The organism is Acinetobacter sp. WA-87, from assembly GCF_039938935.1.
Taxonomy (GTDB): Bacteria; Pseudomonadota; Gammaproteobacteria; order Pseudomonadales; family Moraxellaceae; genus Acinetobacter; species Acinetobacter seifertii.
In genome coordinates this window covers 428,575-448,179 of sequence record NZ_JBDUVF010000002.1, presented here as the reverse complement: position 1 = coordinate 448,179, position 19,605 = coordinate 428,575, and the positions used below count along the sequence as shown (strand labels likewise).

The 19,605-nt window shown below is 37.5% G+C and carries 15 protein-coding genes; 3 read left to right on the top strand and 12 right to left on the bottom strand.

Annotated elements, in window-relative coordinates; genetic code table 11:
* Window positions 1-34: 34 nt before the first annotated feature.
* The gene (locus ABFY81_RS09035) at window positions 35-1,081 is read right to left on the bottom strand and encodes a nitronate monooxygenase (protein WP_347913581.1); all 1,047 of its coding nucleotides are present in this window, start codon (window positions 1,079-1,081) and stop codon (window positions 35-37) included.
* A 111-nt stretch (window positions 1,082-1,192) separates the two neighbouring features.
* Window positions 1,193-1,894, bottom strand: a complete 702-nt coding sequence (locus tag ABFY81_RS09030) for a VIT family protein (protein ID WP_019457685.1) — start codon at window positions 1,892-1,894, stop codon at window positions 1,193-1,195.
* Window positions 1,895-2,144: 250 nt separating this feature from the next.
* Between ABFY81_RS09030 and ABFY81_RS09025 the strand changes: the two genes are divergently transcribed.
* Window positions 2,145-3,362: a hypothetical protein gene (locus ABFY81_RS09025; RefSeq protein WP_198072258.1), complete on the top strand. Its 1,218-nt coding sequence runs from the start codon at window positions 2,145-2,147 to the stop codon at window positions 3,360-3,362.
* A gap of 34 nt (window positions 3,363-3,396) precedes the next feature.
* Here ABFY81_RS09025 and ABFY81_RS09020 read toward each other — a convergent pair whose 3' ends face one another.
* From ABFY81_RS09020 to ABFY81_RS08980, 9 genes are all read right to left on the bottom strand, one after another.
* Entirely contained in the window at window positions 3,397-4,290 is an 894-nt protein-coding gene (locus tag ABFY81_RS09020; protein WP_347913580.1) for a hypothetical protein, read from the bottom strand.
* On the bottom strand, window positions 4,268-6,112 hold the full coding sequence (locus ABFY81_RS09015) for a hypothetical protein (RefSeq protein WP_347913579.1): 1,845 nt from the start codon (window positions 6,110-6,112) through the stop codon (window positions 4,268-4,270). The genes ABFY81_RS09020 and ABFY81_RS09015 overlap by 23 nt, the downstream gene beginning before the upstream one ends.
* Window positions 6,113-7,363: a glycosyltransferase gene (locus ABFY81_RS09010; RefSeq protein ID WP_004700031.1), complete on the bottom strand. Its 1,251-nt coding sequence runs from the start codon at window positions 7,361-7,363 to the stop codon at window positions 6,113-6,115. It abuts the gene before it with no gap.
* Window positions 7,350-8,246, bottom strand: a complete 897-nt coding sequence (locus tag ABFY81_RS09005) for a hypothetical protein (RefSeq protein WP_191001285.1) — start codon at window positions 8,244-8,246, stop codon at window positions 7,350-7,352. The genes ABFY81_RS09010 and ABFY81_RS09005 overlap by 14 nt, the downstream gene beginning before the upstream one ends.
* Entirely contained in the window at window positions 8,246-8,986 is a 741-nt protein-coding gene (locus tag ABFY81_RS09000; protein ID WP_347913578.1) for a hypothetical protein, read from the bottom strand. Before ABFY81_RS09000 ends, ABFY81_RS09005 begins: the two co-directional genes overlap by 1 nt.
* 194 nt (window positions 8,987-9,180) lie before the next feature.
* On the bottom strand, window positions 9,181-10,623 hold the full coding sequence (phrB, locus tag ABFY81_RS08995; protein ID WP_347913577.1) for a deoxyribodipyrimidine photo-lyase: 1,443 nt from the start codon (window positions 10,621-10,623) through the stop codon (window positions 9,181-9,183).
* Between the two features lie 102 nt (window positions 10,624-10,725).
* A complete protein-coding gene (locus ABFY81_RS08990; RefSeq protein WP_347913576.1) occupies window positions 10,726-11,208 on the bottom strand; it encodes a peptidylprolyl isomerase in 483 nt (160 codons plus the stop codon).
* A 135-nt stretch (window positions 11,209-11,343) separates the two neighbouring features.
* Window positions 11,344-12,630 carry an NAD(P)/FAD-dependent oxidoreductase gene (locus ABFY81_RS08985; protein ID WP_347913575.1) on the bottom strand — a complete coding sequence of 429 codons (1,287 nt, stop codon included), beginning with the start codon at window positions 12,628-12,630 and terminating at the stop codon, window positions 11,344-11,346.
* Window positions 12,631-12,728: 98 nt separating this feature from the next.
* Window positions 12,729-14,048, bottom strand: coding sequence for a D-alanyl-D-alanine carboxypeptidase PBP6B (locus tag ABFY81_RS08980; RefSeq protein WP_347913706.1), 1,320 nt, complete (start codon window positions 14,046-14,048; stop codon window positions 12,729-12,731).
* A 171-nt stretch (window positions 14,049-14,219) separates the two neighbouring features.
* Between ABFY81_RS08980 and ABFY81_RS08975 the strand changes: the two genes are divergently transcribed.
* Together ABFY81_RS08975 and ABFY81_RS08970 are read left to right on the top strand one after the other, a co-directional pair.
* On the top strand, window positions 14,220-15,923 hold the full coding sequence (locus ABFY81_RS08975; protein WP_347913573.1) for a M61 family peptidase: 1,704 nt from the start codon (window positions 14,220-14,222) through the stop codon (window positions 15,921-15,923).
* Window positions 15,924-16,323: 400 nt separating this feature from the next.
* On the top strand, window positions 16,324-18,561 hold the full coding sequence (locus ABFY81_RS08970; protein ID WP_191110512.1) for an NADP-dependent isocitrate dehydrogenase: 2,238 nt from the start codon (window positions 16,324-16,326) through the stop codon (window positions 18,559-18,561).
* A gap of 122 nt (window positions 18,562-18,683) precedes the next feature.
* On the opposite strand, the gene ABFY81_RS08965 is transcribed toward ABFY81_RS08970, so the two are convergent.
* Window positions 18,684-19,472: an rRNA large subunit pseudouridine synthase E gene (locus ABFY81_RS08965; protein WP_086496897.1), complete on the bottom strand. Its 789-nt coding sequence runs from the start codon at window positions 19,470-19,472 to the stop codon at window positions 18,684-18,686.
* Between the last annotated feature and the right edge of the window lie 133 nt (window positions 19,473-19,605).

Sequence of the window (19,605 nt, the reverse complement as noted above, 5' to 3'; positions counted from 1 at the left end):
AACCAGTACACGACTGGTTGCTTAAAATCTTTATTTATTCATTATCTAACATTTCAACAACCAGTTGATTGACCAGATCAGAAGCGCCTAATTCGCGTATTTGTGCAACATTACTTCCTGCCCAAAATGCACCAAAACCATAGTCATGGTGTTTACTCGCAAGAGCATTGAGTTGTTTTGCTAAATCGTAAGCATAAGGGTATTCAGGTTGAAGAGGTCGAGTAGGTGAATCAATTTTAGTATGCCAATGGTTCAATAAACCGCGAGCTGGACGCCCAGAAAGGCTTGCACTAATTTGCGTTACAGGTTCAGTAAATAATGCTTTGCGATATTCAGCAGAAGCATTTGAAGTTTGGCATTGAACGAATGCTGTACCTAACTGGACTGCGGTTGCTCCTAAACCCAACATATGTTTGGCCTGCAAGCCAGTCATGATGCCACCCGCAGCTACAACAGGAAGCTTACAATGCTTCACAATCAATTGGACCAAATCACTGGTTTTAATCGCTGCATCAAAAGTCTGGTTGAAAATTCCTCGATGTCCACCTGCTTCAATACCTTGAGCAATGATGATATCGATACCTGCTGCTTCAATCGCTTGCGCTTCAATCAGGTTGGTGGCCGAAACCATAGTCAAAATACCAGCTTCTTTCAAAGCTTTAATTTGATGCGGATGCGGAATACCAAAATGGAAGCTCACCGCTTTAGGTTTAGTTTCTAAAACAACATTTAAAAAGTCATCATTGTCTAAAAAACTTGGATAAATACAGTGCAACTCTTGAGGAGGTTGAACAACAAATTTTTCGAAATGAGGACGTAAATATTCAATCCATTGTTGTGCTTTTTCTAGGTTAAGTTCTGTAGATTGATGACAGAAAAAATTAACCTGAAATGAGTTTTCAGTGAGTGCTTGAGTTTTTAAAATTTGTTCACGTGCACTTTGTGGAGTGTTTGCTCCCAAACCTAATGATCCAAGGCCTCCTTGATTTGAAACCTCGGCTGCTAGTTCTGGTGTAGAAACTCCTGCCATGGGGGCCAAAAAAATTGGATGTTTAATTGCAAGTTGTTGTAATAGGCTCATTTTATTCACCTCATTTCTTTCACTTCACCATAACGTGAAAATAGAATGAAGAGCAAATAATATTGGCTATTTAATTTTTAAATATTCTAGAACACTATTTAAAAGATCTTTTTATAATGGCGTGACATTAAATAAAGAACCAATCCAGCTTGAAAAAGCCATTGCTAAAATTCCCCATAAGGTAATACGTAAACTGCCTTTAAGTTTAGATGTACCAGCAAAGTAACTTGAAAGTGCACCTAAAATCGCTAATGAAAGAATTCCTGTGGCTAGGACAGCAGGCATAATCCATTGATTCGGGCTGAGTAATATAGCCAGCATGGGGAAAAAAGCCCCAAAAGAAAATGATGCAGCAGATGATAGTGCGGCTTGTACAGGATTGGCTGCGGTATTTTCATGAATGCCGATTTCATCACGGGCATGTGCACCCAATGCATCATGAGTGGTTAGCTGCAAAGCAACTTCTTGAGCCAATTCTTTAGATAGGCCTCTAGAAATATAAATTTGAGTTAGCTCATCTAACTCTTTTTGAGGGTGCTTAGAGAGTTCTTTTGCTTCAATCGCTAAATCTGCTTTTTCAATATCTTCTTGAGATTTTACGGAAATATATTCTCCAGCAGCCATTGATGTAGCCCCAGAAATTAGTCCAGCAATGCATGTAATTAATAAAGTATGTGAGTTAGCTCCACTTGCTGCCATACCCATAATTAAACTAGTGACAGAAATAATTCCATCATTGGCTCCTAATACTGAAGCTCTTAACCAACCTGAACGGTGAATTGCATGATGCTCTGTATGATGTGGAAAAGCCATGTGTTTTGCCTTATAAATGTTTTATAGATGCTATGAAATTTTACAAATTATTGATCAAAAAATATGTCATCATTATAGGGAATTTAGGGATACTAAAGAATAGATCAATAATAAAAATGGAGACTAAACTATTTATATTAAATCATCCTTAACCTAACTTAACGATGTAACTCATTATTTTAAATTATGATATTTATTGATCATTCTAACAAATTACCCTTAATAACTCTAATTTACTGTAGAGGTGATAATGAGAAATAGCAAAACAATAAACTCTATAACGCATTCGATATTACTTATGGGAGTAGTCATTTCTTCAACGGTAGTAAGTGTGTGTTCTGTTTATGCACAAGACCCAGTTACCTCTGAATATAAACCTGGAAACCTCATTTATGATAAATGGGACAGATTCTATAAAATAGAGCAGTCTCAACCTCAAGAAGCGGAAAAAATATTAGTTGAGCTGAGTAAGCTGACCCCTACAGATATTAAAGTCTGGAAAAGTCTTACTTATTTACAAATTCGGCTCGAAAAAAGAGATGAGGCTTTACAAAGTTTAAGACAAGCAAGAGCTTTAGCTCCTCAAGACGACACTTTAAAATTACAAGAAGCATATTTGCTGAATCAACAGAAAAAGAATCGTGATGCACTGGTTTTATTTAAAGAACTAACTTCATCTTCAGATCCAGCAATTGCTGCGAAGGCAACTCAAGCGGTTAAAAATTTAAGTGGAGGTGAGGTTAAGCCATATTTTGGGGATATCTATTTTGCACCCTCTTATGAGTCACGTTATGACGATGTTATTTTTCCTTTAAAAGTTCGGTACGGTAAAAACATCGACAATGGTCGTGCTCAAGTCTACGGTTTTCTTAATTTAAATCGTGATACTAAATCTCAAGGTGGAGTACGACCTGAAATTATTGATGAAAATGCAGTTACTCTTGGGGTAGGTGCAAATTATCAACCATGGACTTCTATCCCTGTTCGAGCTTATGTCGAAGTTGGCGGAAGTTATGACTTGATTGATCGAAATCGAAAAAAATTTCGTGAAAGTGTAGTTGGAGGGGTAGCTGGTTATCAAGAGTGGTATTCGCAATCTAACTGTAATCATACACTTTGTTTAGATAATTACTTTACTGACCTCTATGGCAATGTCGCGACTTATTCAAGAGAAGACTATAACGTTATTGGAGATTTGCGCTTACGCACAGGTTTAAATTTATATAAAGGAGATAATGGAACTGTGCAGGCTTATGTGAAATTGCATGGCTTAGCAGACAGTAAAAATGAGTATTACAATAATTTATTTGAATATGGGCCAGGGATTTCATGGCAGCCATTTAACTATCAACCGATAAAACTTCGTGTTGAACGTTTATATGGCAACTATTTTAAAGACGTGCCTGTTAACACAAAAGATCATTACAACAATACTCGTGTAGAACTTGTTTTTTATAAGGACTTCTAATTGGATAAATGTCTAAGATTACTAACTATAAAGCTTAATGTTGGCTTATGGTAGCTGGAATGCTGCCATAAGTCAGGCGATACCATAAACCGACGATATAAACCGACCAGCGTCCCATATAGTGGGGACCATCAAAAATATAAATTGTTTTGCCTTCATACGCTTTAATCTGAGAAATAATTTCCCAAGGATAGGCTGCTCGAAATTGTCCATTTTTTTTGGTACGAAATGCTTCTAGCACAATAACAGTTTTATCTTTTCCAAGAGTTTGTTCAAGTTGGTCTAAAATACGTCTGGCTTGTTGAGGGGTTCTTACACCGACACCTACACCATCTTGGAAAAAGACACCAGCTCGGCTAGGTAGCCAACTTTTAACCCATAAATTATAATTTTCAGGTTCTCTTTCACCACTATAAATGCTCACCCAAATAGGTGCTGGCAGTTTTTCTAGAACATGACCTAGTGTGCTTACCCTTAACCAAGTTGGATCAGCTTCAACTGGAAAATAGTAACCTTTTAAAGATGCATCATTTTGTTCTTGAATAATTTGTGCAGATTTTTCTCCTAAAGCAACAACATTTGCACGTGCTGCTGGTTCATTATATTCACCAGCTAAACCTAATATGAGATTTTTAGCCCAAGGTTGTTGCTTAATTTTCTGTATATCAATGGCTTTTTCCCACTGTGGGAGGTTGGAGTTTGTCCACCACGATTTAGATTCAACGACTGACCACTGGGGAACAAAAGTGTTGACTCCTAAATAATGCCAGTTTCCTTTTGGAGGAGTGGTATTGTTATCTGGTTGCCAAAAAATTCCTTCGATGACTGGGGGTTGTCCATGATTTTTGAACAACCCCGCATAAGCTACTACACTACATATAATTAAAATAATAAAAGCAGTTATTTTAATTGGTATCTGTTTTCTCATTATTACGTCGTAACCAATACCACAAGAAGATCACTATTATCATAATTGCAGAGATAATCACAACCAATAAAAAGAATGAAGATTGTTGAACTAATGGAGCTTTTTGATTACCTACAATTAATTTTTGGAGAACATAGATATTGCCGTTTTCTGAAACCAACATTTTGGTCACATTATTTGGGATTTTATGTTGAATGGTTCCCCATAGATGCATGAAAGTTTGTGCACCATTTTCAGAGTCAGTAATGACATCAAAGCGATTATTGTTATAACTCACAATAAAACCGTTTGCTGCTGCTGGCGCATAAATAATGTTTTGATGCATTGAGACTTGTTGTTGATAAATCTGTTTATTCACAATCACATTAACTGCTTGTGGAGCATTTGGAGAAAAACGTACTAGATTCAGTGGAATTGGAGCATCAGTAAGTAACATTTTTTTAGCGACTTGTCCTAAAGTAATTGCAATATTTAATGCACCAGATTGATCATCAATTGCAATTGTTGGTTTGGTTGCTAATGTCATGGAAAGGGCTGCCACCCCATTTTTAAGTTTGTGCGGAAGCTTGACAGTCGATTTGGCTGTATCGACCCAAAGTGAACCATGAGCAGTGGGCAGACATTGAGAGTTGGCAATGACCGAGTTTTCAAGCTTCAAGCTAAAGTTGGTTGTATTAGAAATAGATTTCGCGAAAATGTTGAATTGTCGATTAACTGGGTCAGAGGCAAGATCTGCCGTTTTCATACTACCTGCAAGACCACCATCGAGCCATGCCGTAATGTTTGAACCCTGTAATAGGCCGCTTTGAATACGAAGGGCAATTTGTCCTTGTAGGATGTCAGTAGGTTGCCATACTGCTGGAAAATCGAGAAACAAGTTTTTTTCAGCGTGATTTAAGCGGAAATCTTCAATACCTAAGTCTGCAAGCGTATCAATTTTTCTAAATTGAGCCCAAGCAGGTGCTGAAATTGTAGTTGGGAAAATTGCACTGCCTGTATCAAGCTGCTGTACATAAGCTGGATTAATTAATCCATTAATAGCAGCAGTAAGTTCTTGTGGTGTGTGATAAGTGATAGAGAGGGTAGGAGCACCATCTGTCGGTTTTGAAATTTGTACAAAGGCTCCATTTTTAAGTGGAGGTGTCGATTTTATTATTTCAATAACAAACTTGGTTTCAGGGTTTAAATTGGTTTGTCCAGAATCGATCCATTCAATAGGAGTGACAGAGCTCCAAGAAGTTGCTAGTCGAGCAAGCATAGAGGCTTCGGTAATCTCCTTGCGGTTATATTTCAAGATACCGACAAAAGGAGTAGGTCTTTTCGCTTGGGGGTTAAACAAAGCATCAGGTAAATCTTTTAAGCGATAAACATTTCGAATAGATGTAAAGTCGAGTTGAGAATTACTTAAATATGTCAAATGATCGATATCTTCTGTACAGAATGTATCTTTGGCTTGATTTAAAGAGGTTGGTTTAGAATATTGCTGAATAATCAAATCTAAACGATGAAAACCAGTCTTGCTGGCTGGAATATCAAATTTAAATTGTCCACTCCCATTTAAGGTGGTGTTATAGATGAGCTTATCGTCATATTTTACGAGTAATGTTGTGTCACTTTCAGTGGAATAGTCACTGGAAAACTGAATATTCTGCCACTCTGCACCTTTTCCAATATAGAAAAAGTGAGGCTCAACGGTATATTTAGTTGATGTACTAATATCGTCTAAAGTCCATGTGTTGGTATGAGCTGGCACAGCTAACATAAGGCAACTGCTAGCAAGGAGTGCTTGTATGAGTGGATAAAGTTTGAAAGTCTTTTTCATTTATTTTTTCTCCTTGCTACGTTCTGTTTTGTACCACTGAAGTGAATTACCTTGTATTTTATTTTTTAGCATGTCGAATGCGGCTTTAAATACAATAAATAAGAATATTTGTGAGTAACTTACATAAGATAAAACTGAATAAAAATAGAGCTCTGGTTTAACCTTTTCTAAAGAAAGCGTAAACCACATTTGCGCTACATATAGACAAAATGAAAGGCCCCACAAGAGCGTAAATGGCCCTGGAACTGAAATACCTGCAATATCAAGTAAACCAAGCGTTAACGTAATATGACTCCAGAACAGAGCTGGTACGAAAAGGATATAGCACATGATGTTATTCAGAATTTCAATTCCGATTGGGAATGGTGTTCTGAGCGCTACTGGTAAATATTTACGTGTCACATAAAAATTACCTTGAGTCCAACGTGAACGCTGTTTAACGAATACGCTTAACGAAGGTGGATCTTGCTGCCAACCAATTGCATAAGGAACCCATTTAATTCGTTTTTGTCCGATAAAAATTCGGAAACTCATTTCTGTGTCATCCACTAGCGACTTTTCGTCAAAACCACCTAAGGTTTCTAAGGCATCGCGCCAGATGACATAGTTAGTGCCCATCAATGTTGATAACTCAAAACGTTGCCAACGTCCACCTTGAAAGATCCATTGGAAAAAGATGAACTCAATCGCAATAAAGCGCGTCAAAATACTATCTTGCCAGTTACGGGTTCTTACTTTGCCATTTACAGCGACTAGTTTTTTATCTGCAAGTAGAGTTTGTGCGAGTAATCGAACGCAATCGGGTTCAGGAGTACTATCGGCATCATAAACAACAATTAATTCACCTTTAGCATGAGGAAGCCCGTTATTGAGGGTTCTTGATTTCCCTTTGCCCCCCATACCTTTGGGAACATTAACAATTTTTATGCATGGATAAATTTTTGCGAGGCTTTCTGCGATTTCAAGCGTGTTATCTTTAGATCCATCATTAATCAGTAGGACTTCATAAGCTTCGGCTGGATAATCTTGTTGAGCAATTGCATGTAAAGTATCTTCAATCACTACGCCTTCGTTATAGGCGGGAATTAAAACGCTTAAGACCGGCCATCTCTCGGGGATAGGTAGATTTTGTAGTTCTTTTTCAGCTGTTTTTGAATATTTCCACGCTTGATAGCTTAGCCACGCCCAAAATGCTTGTGGAATCCAAATACCTAAAAAGCCAAATAAAAACAGAATATCAATTGGAGCCATTTGTACGGACCCTCCTAATAATAGAAGAGATGAGTAGCAATAATAGAATTAATCCTACTACTAAGGAGATCCATGAAATATAACTACCAAATGTACCGAGAAGATCTGGATAAGTTGTTGTTAAAATCAGATCTAGAGGAACAACGACTACACTTAAACCAATAAATATATAACCGATAAGATTTGTACTGACATGTTCAGGTGTGCTTACATAATCAATATTATTAAATTTCCACGAAATACCGAGTTGTGGATAGCGAATATTGGAAAGTGGTAAATCGGTCGAAGGATTAATGATAATTTCATAACCTGAAATATGGCCGTTAAAGTTTTTGGCCGAATAAAATAAATGTTTACCTTGTTTAATTTCTCTGGATGGTATTGGTAAGTTTGCCGAATTTAACTGAATAATATAACTACCCGCTGGCTGCGAAATTAAATTTTCATCCCATCCTGTATTCACAAACGCAGCCATTGGCCGTAAACCAATTGCTGTTGAAAATGTTGCCTTCGCAGCAAAATACTGAGGTTGTTCAGTTTTAAATAGTACGATTGGAATAGCGCCTTGGCTTACTGCTTCTTTTAACAAGAAATAGTGGGGGAAACCAAAAACCTCATCTGGCAATATAATGCCGGGTCGAATTCCCTTATGAATAAACTTTTGAAAACTTTCAGAACTGATCTGGTCAAGAGTAAAGACAGGCCACCAAGTATCTTGATAAGGGAAGAACATCGAAAGATCTTCTGGAGTTTGTACTTCAGTTTTTATTTGTTCAGCTTTAATTTCACAATGATAATATTGCCGATAGAACTGTTGTAAAGTGGCGTCTGGATATTGGCTCGATGCGATCACAATTCCACAAATATTAAGAAGAGTAGACATTAGTTCATCTCCTCAGGTGGAATAACAATAACTTTATATTCAACCTCAAGACGCAGTGTCATAATTTCTCTTAACTTTTTAATAAAGTCAGGCTCTTCGTCAGTTTTTTGCTGACGAATGACAATGCTATATATGTTCTCTAAATCATCATCAGCAAATTGGAAAACAATTTCATTCGGCTGATGTTGGCTCAAAATCGTAATCATTTCATTTTGAGTGGTTTTCCAGATATCATCTCCTAACATTTCTTTGATTAGACTACGATTAAGGATTCTAATGACGAATACTTCATAATCTTGAACATTATGATGATCGAGTAGCTTAAAAAAACTACGCTGAAAATATTTTAAAGCGCTTAAAGGGAAAATATCTCGTCGATAATTTCGGTCATAACTTTGAATATCGCGATATTTCTGAACGTTAATTTCAATATTATGGCGTACGGCACTTAAAAAAACTGGAATAAGAGGAATAATAAAAAGTAAAAGAAGCTGACGTTCAATATGCGTTTGTGCTCCAAGATCAAGGAGAAAATAAACAGATACGCCAATAAAAGCGAGTAAACCCACAATTAGTGATAAACCAACTTCTAAAAAAGCACCGGAAACTAAAAGAATTAGAATAAAAATCCAGCTTCCTCTAAAACTTACAGGCAGCCACTCGTATGCAATCATTCCCATAAATAGATGAGCTGCAATAATCCATAAGACGAGTGTTCTACCTGGGTTCTTTTGTTGCATATGGTTTATGCTACCTTTTTTGTAATGTTAATTTTTTTATACTTTTATAATGAAAGGTCGTGATTTTGGAAGTTATTGTTGTTTATGTCCTTTTTAAGTATCTATACTGTTTATTTGTAGTTGAAAGTCCCTTTATAGTCAAATCCCATTATTATTTTTTAATCAAAAGCAAACATATAAGACGTAATTGTTAACTAAATACGCTTGAATGTTTCAATTGCTTTGAGACGCGTTTCTTTTAAATCTACAATCGGTTTTGGATAATTCAACCGAAGAGACTTATTGGCTGAATAAGGATCATGAATAGATTTGTTGTCCAGATGAGCTAATTCTTTTACCCATGTGCGAATATAGTCACCATTCGGATCAAATTTTTGCGATTGGCTAATCGGGTTAAAAATTCGGAAATAGGGTACAGCATCTGTTCCAGTTGAAGCACACCATTGCCATCCACCATTGTTTGCAGCTAGGTCTCCATCAATTAAATGTTGCATAAACCATTGCTCACCAATACGCCAATCGATCAGTAAGTTTTTACATAAGAACATAGCAGTAATCATTCGTACTCGATTGTGCATCCAGCCTGTTTGTAAAAGCTGACGCATTCCGGCATCAACAATAGGAATACCTGTTTGACCAGTTTGCCATGCAGTTAGGTGTTCTGGGTTATGATTCCATTGAATTTTTTGAGTGTCCTTTTTAAATGGAATATGTTTAGACACATATGGAAAATCAAATAAAATATGTTGGTAAAACTCTCGCCAAATAAGTTCATCTAACCATGTTTGCTGACCTTCATTGGTTAAATGAAAATTACCATGTTGACTGCGGAATAATGCTTGTAAACACTGACGTATAGATAAAATGCCAATATTTAAATAAGGCGAAAGTTTACTTGTACCTGTTATGTGGGGAAAATCTCGCTCGACTTTATAGTGAGATACCGAGTCTTTAATAAAATGATCTAGTTGTTCTAATGCATATGACTCGCCAACAGGCCATAAATCTTGCTGTTCTGTTGTAATGGATGAACAGAATAGCTTTTCAATTTCAGCTAAGTTTGTATTTTCCTCTTCTAATAAATCGGTTGGAACTTTAGTTTGTTTATTGGGTAAAGGATAACATTGAGGTAAACCACTAGTATCTAGTTTTGAATAGCACACTTTTTTAAAGGCACTGAAAACTTGATAAGGTTGTTCTGATTTATTGCGAATTGAACGTAGAGGAAAAATCGTGCGATCATGAAATAAAAAAAGTTCTTTACTGTCTTTATTTAAAGTGTCTTGTACAGTTTTATCTCTTTTTAGTTCATTTACTCCTACCTCAATATTGGCATAAACATTTTCAATATTATATTTCTTACTAAAGTCAGAAATAGATTTGGCAATATCTTTCCAATAAGGGATGACCTGAATAACCAGAGGGATGTGAAGAGCTGCCAATTCTTCTTGAAGTTTTTTGAGTTGTCTTAAATAAAAACTAATTTTTATTGGAGCATCGTCGTGCTGTTTCCACTGGTCTGGCGATAAGATGACTAATGCAATTGAATTACCTTGTTGGCAAGCATGCCATAAAGCTGCATGATCGCGCACTCGTAAATCTTGTCGGAACCAAATCAATTGATAAGCATTTGACATGCATAGTCCAATAATAAATTAACTCACTGAATATTATATAAAATAAATGCATAAAAAAAGCAAAGCCGAAGCTTTGCTTTTTATCATCTTGTTAAAGATGAATTAGTGGTGGTGACCACCAGCACCGTGTACATGACCGTGATCAAGCTCTTCAGTAGATGCTTCACGGATTTCTACGATTTCAACTTCAAAAGTTAAGTCTTGGCCAGCAAGTGGGAAGTTAGCATCAACAACAACGTTGTCGCCTTCAACCGCTTTAACTGTAACGATTTGAACGCCGTCATCAGTTTGAGCTTGGAACTGCATACCAGGTTGAATGTTATCAACACCTTGGAACATTTGAGCTGGAACTTCTTGTACTAGGTCTGGGTTGTATTCACCATAACCTTCAGCAGCTGGTACGTTTACAGTGAATTTATCACCAACAGTTTTACCAGTTAATGCATTTTCTAAACCAGGAATGATATTGCCTGCACCGTGCAAATAGGCAAGTGGTTCACCTTGAGATTGATCAAGTGTTTCACCCTCAGCGTTTGTTAATTTATAGTGGAATGAAACCACGTGGTTATTTGCAATTGCAGTCATGTTTTTGATCCATTCAATCAATTAAAGCGTACATCATAAAGTGAAAAATAAATTTTGTAGACTACAAAATCTCAATCTTTAACACTTTTTCTAATGCGTTTTTACGTATATAGGGATGAACTCAAAAAATTCAACTCAATACAGCTTAATTTTTGGTCGTACTCGTCTTGTAAGTAAATCTTTCACTGTGAGTAGTCCAGCTTGAGTGTATCCGTGAATTGTTGCTTGATGTAAACGGTATAAAGATACGTACATTGTTTTAGCAATATATCCTTGTACACTGACATCCCCAAGTAATTCTCCAACGGCTTTATTACGACTTAAAGACACAAGTGAACCTTTGTCATTAAAAGTGAACATCGGCTGGGAACGGCCATTAAGTCTGGCAGCCATAGCATCCACTAAAAAGCTTGCTTGTTGACTGGCAACTTGAGCGCGTGGTCCAAGAGGAGGGTGTCGTGCATCAAGTTGGCAGTGTGCACAATCACCAAAAGCGAATACATTTTGGTCAGAATAAGTTTGCAGCGTAGCATAGACCATTAAACGGTTAATGTTGTCACGTTCAAAATCGGTAAAACTTTCAAGAACTTTCGGTGCTTTTACGCCAGCTGCCCATACCGTAATATCACTTTTGAGTTCATTACCGTTACTGAAATAGATGCAATGCTTATCAATTTTTTCAACGCGATGTCGAGTTAAAATTTGGATCCCCATTTTTTGGAGCTGTTTTGCACTATGCTCAGCTGTTTTCTCACTTAAAGCAGGTAAAATACGTTCGGAAGCTTCAATCAGTGTGATTTTTACTTGATTAGGGTGGATTTTTTTCAAACCATATCGGTAAAAGTTTTTAGTGGTTTCTATAAGCTCGGCAGCAAGTTCTACACCCGTTGCACCTGCACCAACAATTCCAATATTGAGTGTACGTTGGCTAGGTTGATTCTGTGCTTCAATGTACAAATGCAAAAGATCTTGTTGGAAAATATCTGCTTGATTTCTACTGTCTAGAAAATGACAGTTTTCACGTACACCCGTTGTGTTAAAGTCATTGGATACTGAACCAAGCGCTAAAATAAGCGTGTCATAACTGAGTTTTTGAACTTGAGTGTTCTGTTCTTTAGACACTTGAGGAGGGACTAAATCTATTATTTTTTTCTCTTTATCAATTGCAACAAGTGTTCCCAATATAAATTCGTAATGATGTTTTTCTGCATGCGCAAAATAATTGGTTTGTTCTTCGTGAGGGTTTAAGGAACCCGCCGCAATTTCATGAAGTAGAGGCTTCCAGATATGAGTCAAATTTTGGTCGACTAATGTAATTTTGGCTTTACCACTTTTCCCAAAGGTTTCACCGAGTTGTGTGGCAAGTTCTAAACCACCTGCGCCACCACCGACAATGACAATATGATGTAAACTTTGGGCCATTTTTATCACCTAATTATTTTTCTATAAAAAAAGATGGCTAAATTATGCCATCTTTTATTTATAAGATTTATTGTGCCTCTGTGCACAATTTGATGTTTTTAGTGCGAATCTACAGGGTAGAGTTTTGCTGCACTATGATTACTTGATGAAAAAATAGAGAACAAATTTGAGAACCACATCATGATTTTTTGGAAAATATTGGCTTCTTCAATATGCACATCATTTTCAATTTGTAGACTGCGAATCAGTTGATTATTTTGATAAATTGAAACTGTTGCCAAGTTCATGGCTTTCATTAACGGTGCTGTTAATTTTTGCTCGTTTAATGCAATATTTACACGAGTTTGAGTCGTTTCTAGTGGAGCAATAGTTTTTAGTTGTTTATTGCTATCAACGACTTGAATGCGTTGTGTTGCGTAATCAAACGTATTTAAATCAATTGCTGCTGGTTCGGCATATAAAGAAGTCGTGACAATAGTTGGCTGCTTAGTTTCAACCTTAAACATTTTTAAAGTTGATTTAATAACTGGTAGCTCAGCAATAAGTTTTTGCTCTGGAATAACCACTTCATCACGTGTATACGCATAAGCAAGATTCATTAACTTATCGGCAATTTCAGCACGCTTCACTGCACTTGGTGTACCTAAAACAATAACCAGTAAACGTCTTTGTGGTAGGTTCGGTGAAAACGAAGGACGTGAAGCTGTAAGTGCTAAGTTATAACCTGCTGCTTTGGTATAGCCAGTTTTTAAACCATCTACAGATGGATCATATTTCAAAGCAAAGTTAGTCGCATGATGAAAACGTTGATTGTAGCTAAAGCTTGGCATTTTTGAATAATGTAAATATTCAGGTGTTTGGTGAATCACTGCCTGACTTAATAAGCTTAAATCATGCGCTGTCGTGTAATGATCAGGCATTGTAATCCCGGCAGGGTTACTAAAATGCGTGTCTTTCATGCCTAAAGCTTGAGCTTCTTGGTTCATGCGTTGTACAAAATGAGGCACATCACCAGAAATTTTTTCAGCCAAAGTCACCGCGGCATCATTTGCCGACATCACAATTAAACCTGCCAAAAGCTGATCAACTGAAATTTGCTCACCTGCTTTAAGGTACATTTGTGATTCATCCCACTGAACCACGCTAACTACTGGTGTTGCAGTAATAACTTGATCTAGCTTTAATTTTCCAGCCTTAATCTCTTTTAATGCAATATAAGCAACCATCATTTTGGTTAAAGATGCTGGTGCACGTTGCACATGACTATTATGTTCAGCAATGACTTGACCAGATTGAGTATCTACTATTGTCCAAGCAGCGGCCTCGACGCTCTCAGGAGCAATATTAAGAAGGGCAGCATTGGTAAGAGTAGTACAGAAAATACTAAACAGTGTAAAAAGAGATAGGAAGAATTTCACTAGGTGACCTTGACGTTTACTGGCAAATACGGAACACAGATGCACAGCATGCTATGCCTTTTTTTTGTAGAAGGCTAGTCTGAATTGTTGCCAAAAAATACATCTACGCAAGTCGATACAAAAAAGTGATAATCTAAGGTGAAACCGTTCTTATTTTAAATTGAAGAATTTATGTTGCATTATCAAATAGAGTTCGATGATTACAAACAGCATCTTGTTCACGTCACAATTCGTTTTTTAGCGAATCCAAATCAGGAACTATGGTTACCAACGTGGATTCCAGGTAGTTATTTAATTCGTGAGTTTTCTAAGCATATTGAAGCTGTAAAAGCTTACGATGAAGCTGGGCGCATGCTCAATATTAAAAAAACTGAAAAAAATCGCTGGCGTTTATTTAACACCGATCATGAGTTAATTACTGTTGAATACAATGTCTATGCTTACGATTTATCAGTACGTGGTGCTTATGTAGATCAAAATCGTCTATATATTAACCCAGCCTGTGTATGCTTAGGTTTAGATGGACAAGAGCAATCTGCTTGTGAGTTAGAAATCTTTTTGCCTGATGAGTTAAAACACTTTCAATTAGCAACTGGCTTAGCTTCAAAAAGCTTAGTTAAGGGACGTTTTACCTTAAAAGCTGATCATTATGATCAACTGATTGATAGTCCATTTGAACTTGCGGAGCAAACACGTTTTAGCTTCGAAGCTCATGGAATCGAACATGAATTTGCAATTTCTGGACAGCACAATACCAATATAGAACGTTTAAAAGCGGATATTGAAAAGATCTGTGCAGCTGAAATTGAAATGTTTGGTTCAGCGCCATTTAAAAACTATACCTTTATGACGATGGCAACAGGCAATAGTTATGGTGGCTTAGAGCATTGCAACAGTACTAGTCTGATTACACCACGTGATGATTTACCAAAATCGAATGAACCTACTGAACCTTCGAAAGATTATCAACGTTTCTTAGGGTTATGTAGCCATGAGTATTTCCACTCGTGGTTAGTGAAGTTCATCCGCCCAGAAAACTTTGCAAACTACAATTTACATCAAGAAGGTTATACCTCGCTACTGTGGATCTTTGAAGGGTTTACTTCATATTATGATGATCTCATTTTATTACGTAGCGGTGTGATCTCTCAGAAGTCTTATCTAGATTTGTTGAAGTCACAGCTTGATCGTTATTTACAAAATCCGGGTCGTTTTGTTCAGACAGTCGCAGAGTCAAGTTTTGACGCATGGATTAAGTTTTATCGTCCAGATGAAAACACCAATAATGCTGGAACTAGTTATTACAATAAAGGCGCATTAGTTGCCTTATGTTTAGATTTAGGCTTACGTTTACGTGATTCTAGTCTTGATGCCCTAATGCGTCGTTTGTATGAAAACACCCAAAACGGTATTCAGGTTAATGAGCGTACCGTTTTTGATTTGTGCGAAGAGTTAACGGGTGATAGTTGGGTTGAGCAAATTAATCATTTGATTAACACAACGGATGAGTTGCCGCTGGATCAGTTATTCCCTGAGTTTGGTTTAAGTTATACGCTTAAAAACGATAAGACATTAGCTTATGGTTTAAAGCTAACCGATAAACCTGAAGGTGTATTGGTACAAAATGCTCAACGTGAAGGAGCTGGGGCAAAAGCAGGTATTTCTGCCAATGATGTCATTATCGCAATTGATGGATTAAAAGCGACCACAAAACTTATTGAGAAATACGCTAAGCAAAAGGGTAATTACCAAGTCTTGGCTTTCCGCCGTGATGAGTTGTTGTCGTTTGAAGTTACAGGTGAAAGCATAAACTTAACTGAAGTTGAACTTATTATTGAAGATCAAACAAAAGCTGATAAATGGTTAAAAGCCTGAATAACAGTTAAATAGTTTATAAAAAACCGATGTTTCGTACATCGGTTTTTACTTTTTAGTAGATTTTAAAAATTGAAATAGGTGTTATCTTTGAGTTTATTTTGAATGAAAAGTATAATATTTGTCAGAACTCTGAAAGATATCTCATGTAATTTAAGACTGATCTATACCTTAAAAGTTGGTAAACCTAGATGTATTACCATAAGTTAGGTATAAGATTATTATCAATAGATTTAAATTATGTATTATTTCGCTGCGAAATGTCGTTATCACTGGATATTTCGTTGACTGGAAGCCAATGAGAGTCGATACTCTCAGGGTTTTATTTAAGCATATCGGTTCGTAGGCACTGGGCCAAAAGCTCGGTCCTCAAAACTCAATTCAACGGAAGGGGCTATATATGGCTGGTGAAAAGTCAACTATCATTTACACACTGACTGACGAGGCGCCATTATTGGCGACTTATTCGCTACTGCCGATCATTGAGACCTTTACTAAGCCAGCAGGTATCGAGATTGTTAAAAGTGACATCTCTGTAGCTGCACGTGTGCTCGCAGAATTCGCTGACTACCTAAGTGAAGAGCAAAAGGTATCCGACAACCTTGCTGAGCTAGGTCGTCTTACACAAGATCCAGATACTAACATTATTAAACTCCCAAATATTAGTGCCTCTGTTGCGCAATTGACAGCATGTATTAAAGAACTTCAATCTAAAGGTTTTGCAATTCCTGACTATCCGGAAAACCCAGCGACTGAAGAAGAAAAAACTATTAAAGCTCGTTATGGCAAATGCCTAGGTTCAGCAGTAAACCCAGTTCTTCGTGAGGGTAACTCTGACCGTCGTGCTCCTGCTGCCGTTAAAAATTACGCTAAGAAACACCCTCACTCAATGAGCGAGTGGAAACAGTGGTCACAAACTCACGTTTCACACATGGAAGAAGGTGACTTCTACCACGGTGAAAAGTCAATGACACTTGACCGTGCACGCAATGTAAAAATGGAACTTATCACAAACAGTGGTAAGAGCATTGTTCTTAAGCCAAAAGTTGCGCTTCAAGAAGGCGAAATCATCGACTCAATGTTCATGAGCAAGAAAGCACTTTGTGATTTCTATGAAAAAGAACTTGATGATTGTAAAGAAGCTGGAATTTTATTCTCTTTACACGTAAAAGCGACAATGATGAAAGTTTCACACCCGATCGTGTTCGGTCACTGTGTGAAAATCTACTACAAAGAAGCTTTTGAAAAACACGGTAAGTTATTTGACGAATTAGGTATTAACGTTAATAACGGTATGGCTGGGTTATACGAGAAAATCGAAACGCTTCCAACGTCATTACGTGAAGAAATCATCGAAGACTTACATGCTTGCCAAGAACACCGTCCTGCACTTGCAATGGTTGACTCGGCAAAAGGCATCACAAACTTCCATTCACCTAACGACATCATTGTAGATGCTTCTATGCCTGCAATGATCCGTGCTGGTGGTAAAATGTGGGGTGCTGATGGTAAGCAATACGATGCTAAAGCAGTAATGCCTGAATCAACATTTGCGCGTATTTACCAAGAAATGATCAATTTCTGTAAATGGCATGGTAACTTCGATCCGAAGACTATGGGTACAGTACCAAACGTTGGTTTGATGGCTCAAAAAGCTGAAGAATACGGTTCTCACGACAAGACTTTTGAAATTGCTGAAGCTGGTATCGCAAACATTACCGATCTTGACACTGGTGAAGTGTTATTGACTCAAAATGTTGAAGAAGGCGATATCTGGCGTATGTGTCAGGTGAAAGATGCTCCGATTCGTGACTGGGTGAAACTTGCAGTAACTCGTGCACGTAACTCAGGGATGCCTGCGATCTTCTGGCTTGACCCATACCGTCCACACGAAAACGAATTGATCAAGAAAGTACAAAAGTACTTAAAAGATCACGATACGACTGGTCTTGATATCCAAATCATGTCTCAAGTACGTGCAATGCGTTACACACTTGAGCGCGTAGTTCGTGGCTTAGATACAATTTCTGTGACTGGTAACATTTTACGTGACTACTTAACAGATTTGTTCCCAATTATGGAGCTTGGTACTTCTGCGAAGATGTTGTCTATCGTTCCGCTTATGGCGGGCGGTGGCATGTACGAAACTGGTGCAGGCGGTTCAGCACCTAAACACGTACAACAACTTGTTGAAGAAAACCACCTACGTTGGGATTCGCTTGGTGAGTTCCTTGCTTTAGCAGCTTCTTTAGAAGAGATGGGTGTTAAAGAGAATAATGCTCGTGCGAAGTTGCTTGCTAAGACACTTGATGAAGCGACTGGTAAATTGCTTGACAACGACAAGTCTCCATCACGTCGTACAGGCGAGCTTGACAACCGTGGTAGCCATTTCTACTTATCACTTTACTGGGCAGAAGCACTTGCTGCACAAAACGAAGATGCTGAGTTAAAAGCGAAGTTTACTTCACTTGCAAAAACTTTAGCTGAAGAAGAGTCGAAGATTGTTGCTGAGCTTGCTCAAGTACAAGGTAAAGCAGCCGATATCGGTGGTTATTACGCAATTGATCCAGCGAAAGTAAACGCTGTAATGCGTCCAAGCGCTACATTTAATGCTGCTCTTGCAAGTGTTGGTGCTTAATTACTAACTCGTGTGAATAGCTTAAAAGCCGGTGTTTATACATCGGCTTTTTTTATTTTTTTATAAAAAATAAATGGCATTAAAAAAAGCCCACTGACGTGAGCTTTAAAACTTAAATGTTTTTATCGACCATTACGGCCACGACCACGTGGTGCCTTGGTATTTGGACGAGTTGTACCATTGGTCTTGCGACGTGGTTTTTCACTTTCATCCATTTGCCAGATACGTTTTGTACCAGACTTTTTAACAGAACCATCTTTGTTCTTACGAACCATTGGTTTACCACCTGTACCACCCGGTTTTTTCACATAAGAACGTGAACGATAAGGTTGTTCTGCTGGCACATCTTTAAAGTCAGGGTAGAGTAGAGGTTCAATTTCTTTGGTCTCACCCGGTTCTAGTCCTAATTGAACTAAATCAATTGAACCAATTTTAGTACGAATGAGACGTAAAGTTGGGAAACCTACCGCAGAGGTCATGCGGCGAACTTGGCGGTTACGACCTTCACAAATAGAAATTTCAATCCAAGAGGTTGGAATGTTGGCACGGTAACGTACAGGAGGATCACGGTCCCATACCCATTCAGGTTCACTTACCTTAATTGCTTTTGCTGGTAAAGTCATACCATCATTAAGCTCTACACCTTTACGAAGTTGCTCAAGCGCTTCTTCGGTTACATCACCATCAACTTGAACTAAATACGTTTTGTATTTTTTATTCGCAGGGTTGGTAATGAACTGATTCAAACCACCATGATCGGTTAAAAAAACTAAACCCTCAGAGTCCATATCAAGACGACCTGCTATGCGTAAAGTCGGGTCATCTATAAAATCAGAGACCGTCATATGCGCTTCGTCTTTACGAAACTGGGAGAGTACGTCATAAGGTTTGTTAAGAATGACGATTTTCATAAAAAATGACTTCTTCTTTCAAATAAGCGGTAAAAACATTGAGCTATATTTAAGTGTGAAATTTGCTTATTTCCCACATAAATCTCAAAAAGGATTAAATTCGATTAAGCTATTATGCGTTAATAAAAGTTGA

Bases quoted from the DNA above. Each gene is read 5' to 3' on its own strand.
- ABFY81_RS09035 (WP_347913581.1), bottom strand. From the start codon at position 1,081: ATGAGCCTATTACAACAACTTGCAATTAAACATCCAATTTTTTTGGCC.
- ABFY81_RS09030 (WP_019457685.1), bottom strand. From the start codon at position 1,894: ATGGCTTTTCCACATCATACAGAGCATCATGCAATTCACCGTTCAGGT.
- ABFY81_RS09025 (WP_198072258.1), top strand. From the start codon at position 2,145: ATGAGAAATAGCAAAACAATAAACTCTATAACGCATTCGATATTACTT.
- ABFY81_RS09020 (WP_347913580.1), bottom strand. From the start codon at position 4,290: ATGAGAAAACAGATACCAATTAAAATAACTGCTTTTATTATTTTAATT.
- ABFY81_RS09015 (WP_347913579.1), bottom strand. From the start codon at position 6,112: ATGAAAAAGACTTTCAAACTTTATCCACTCATACAAGCACTCCTTGCT.
- ABFY81_RS09010 (WP_004700031.1), bottom strand. From the start codon at position 7,363: ATGGCTCCAATTGATATTCTGTTTTTATTTGGCTTTTTAGGTATTTGG.
- ABFY81_RS09005 (WP_191001285.1), bottom strand. From the start codon at position 8,246: ATGTCTACTCTTCTTAATATTTGTGGAATTGTGATCGCATCGAGCCAA.
- ABFY81_RS09000 (WP_347913578.1), bottom strand. From the start codon at position 8,986: ATGCAACAAAAGAACCCAGGTAGAACACTCGTCTTATGGATTATTGCA.
- phrB (WP_347913577.1), bottom strand. From the start codon at position 10,623: ATGTCAAATGCTTATCAATTGATTTGGTTCCGACAAGATTTACGAGTG.
- ABFY81_RS08990 (WP_347913576.1), bottom strand. From the start codon at position 11,208: ATGACTGCAATTGCAAATAACCACGTGGTTTCATTCCACTATAAATTA.
- ABFY81_RS08985 (WP_347913575.1), bottom strand. From the start codon at position 12,630: ATGGCCCAAAGTTTACATCATATTGTCATTGTCGGTGGTGGCGCAGGT.
- ABFY81_RS08975 (WP_347913573.1), top strand. From the start codon at position 14,220: ATGTTGCATTATCAAATAGAGTTCGATGATTACAAACAGCATCTTGTT.
- ABFY81_RS08970 (WP_191110512.1), top strand. From the start codon at position 16,324: ATGGCTGGTGAAAAGTCAACTATCATTTACACACTGACTGACGAGGCG.
- ABFY81_RS08965 (WP_086496897.1), bottom strand. From the start codon at position 19,472: ATGAAAATCGTCATTCTTAACAAACCTTATGACGTACTCTCCCAGTTT.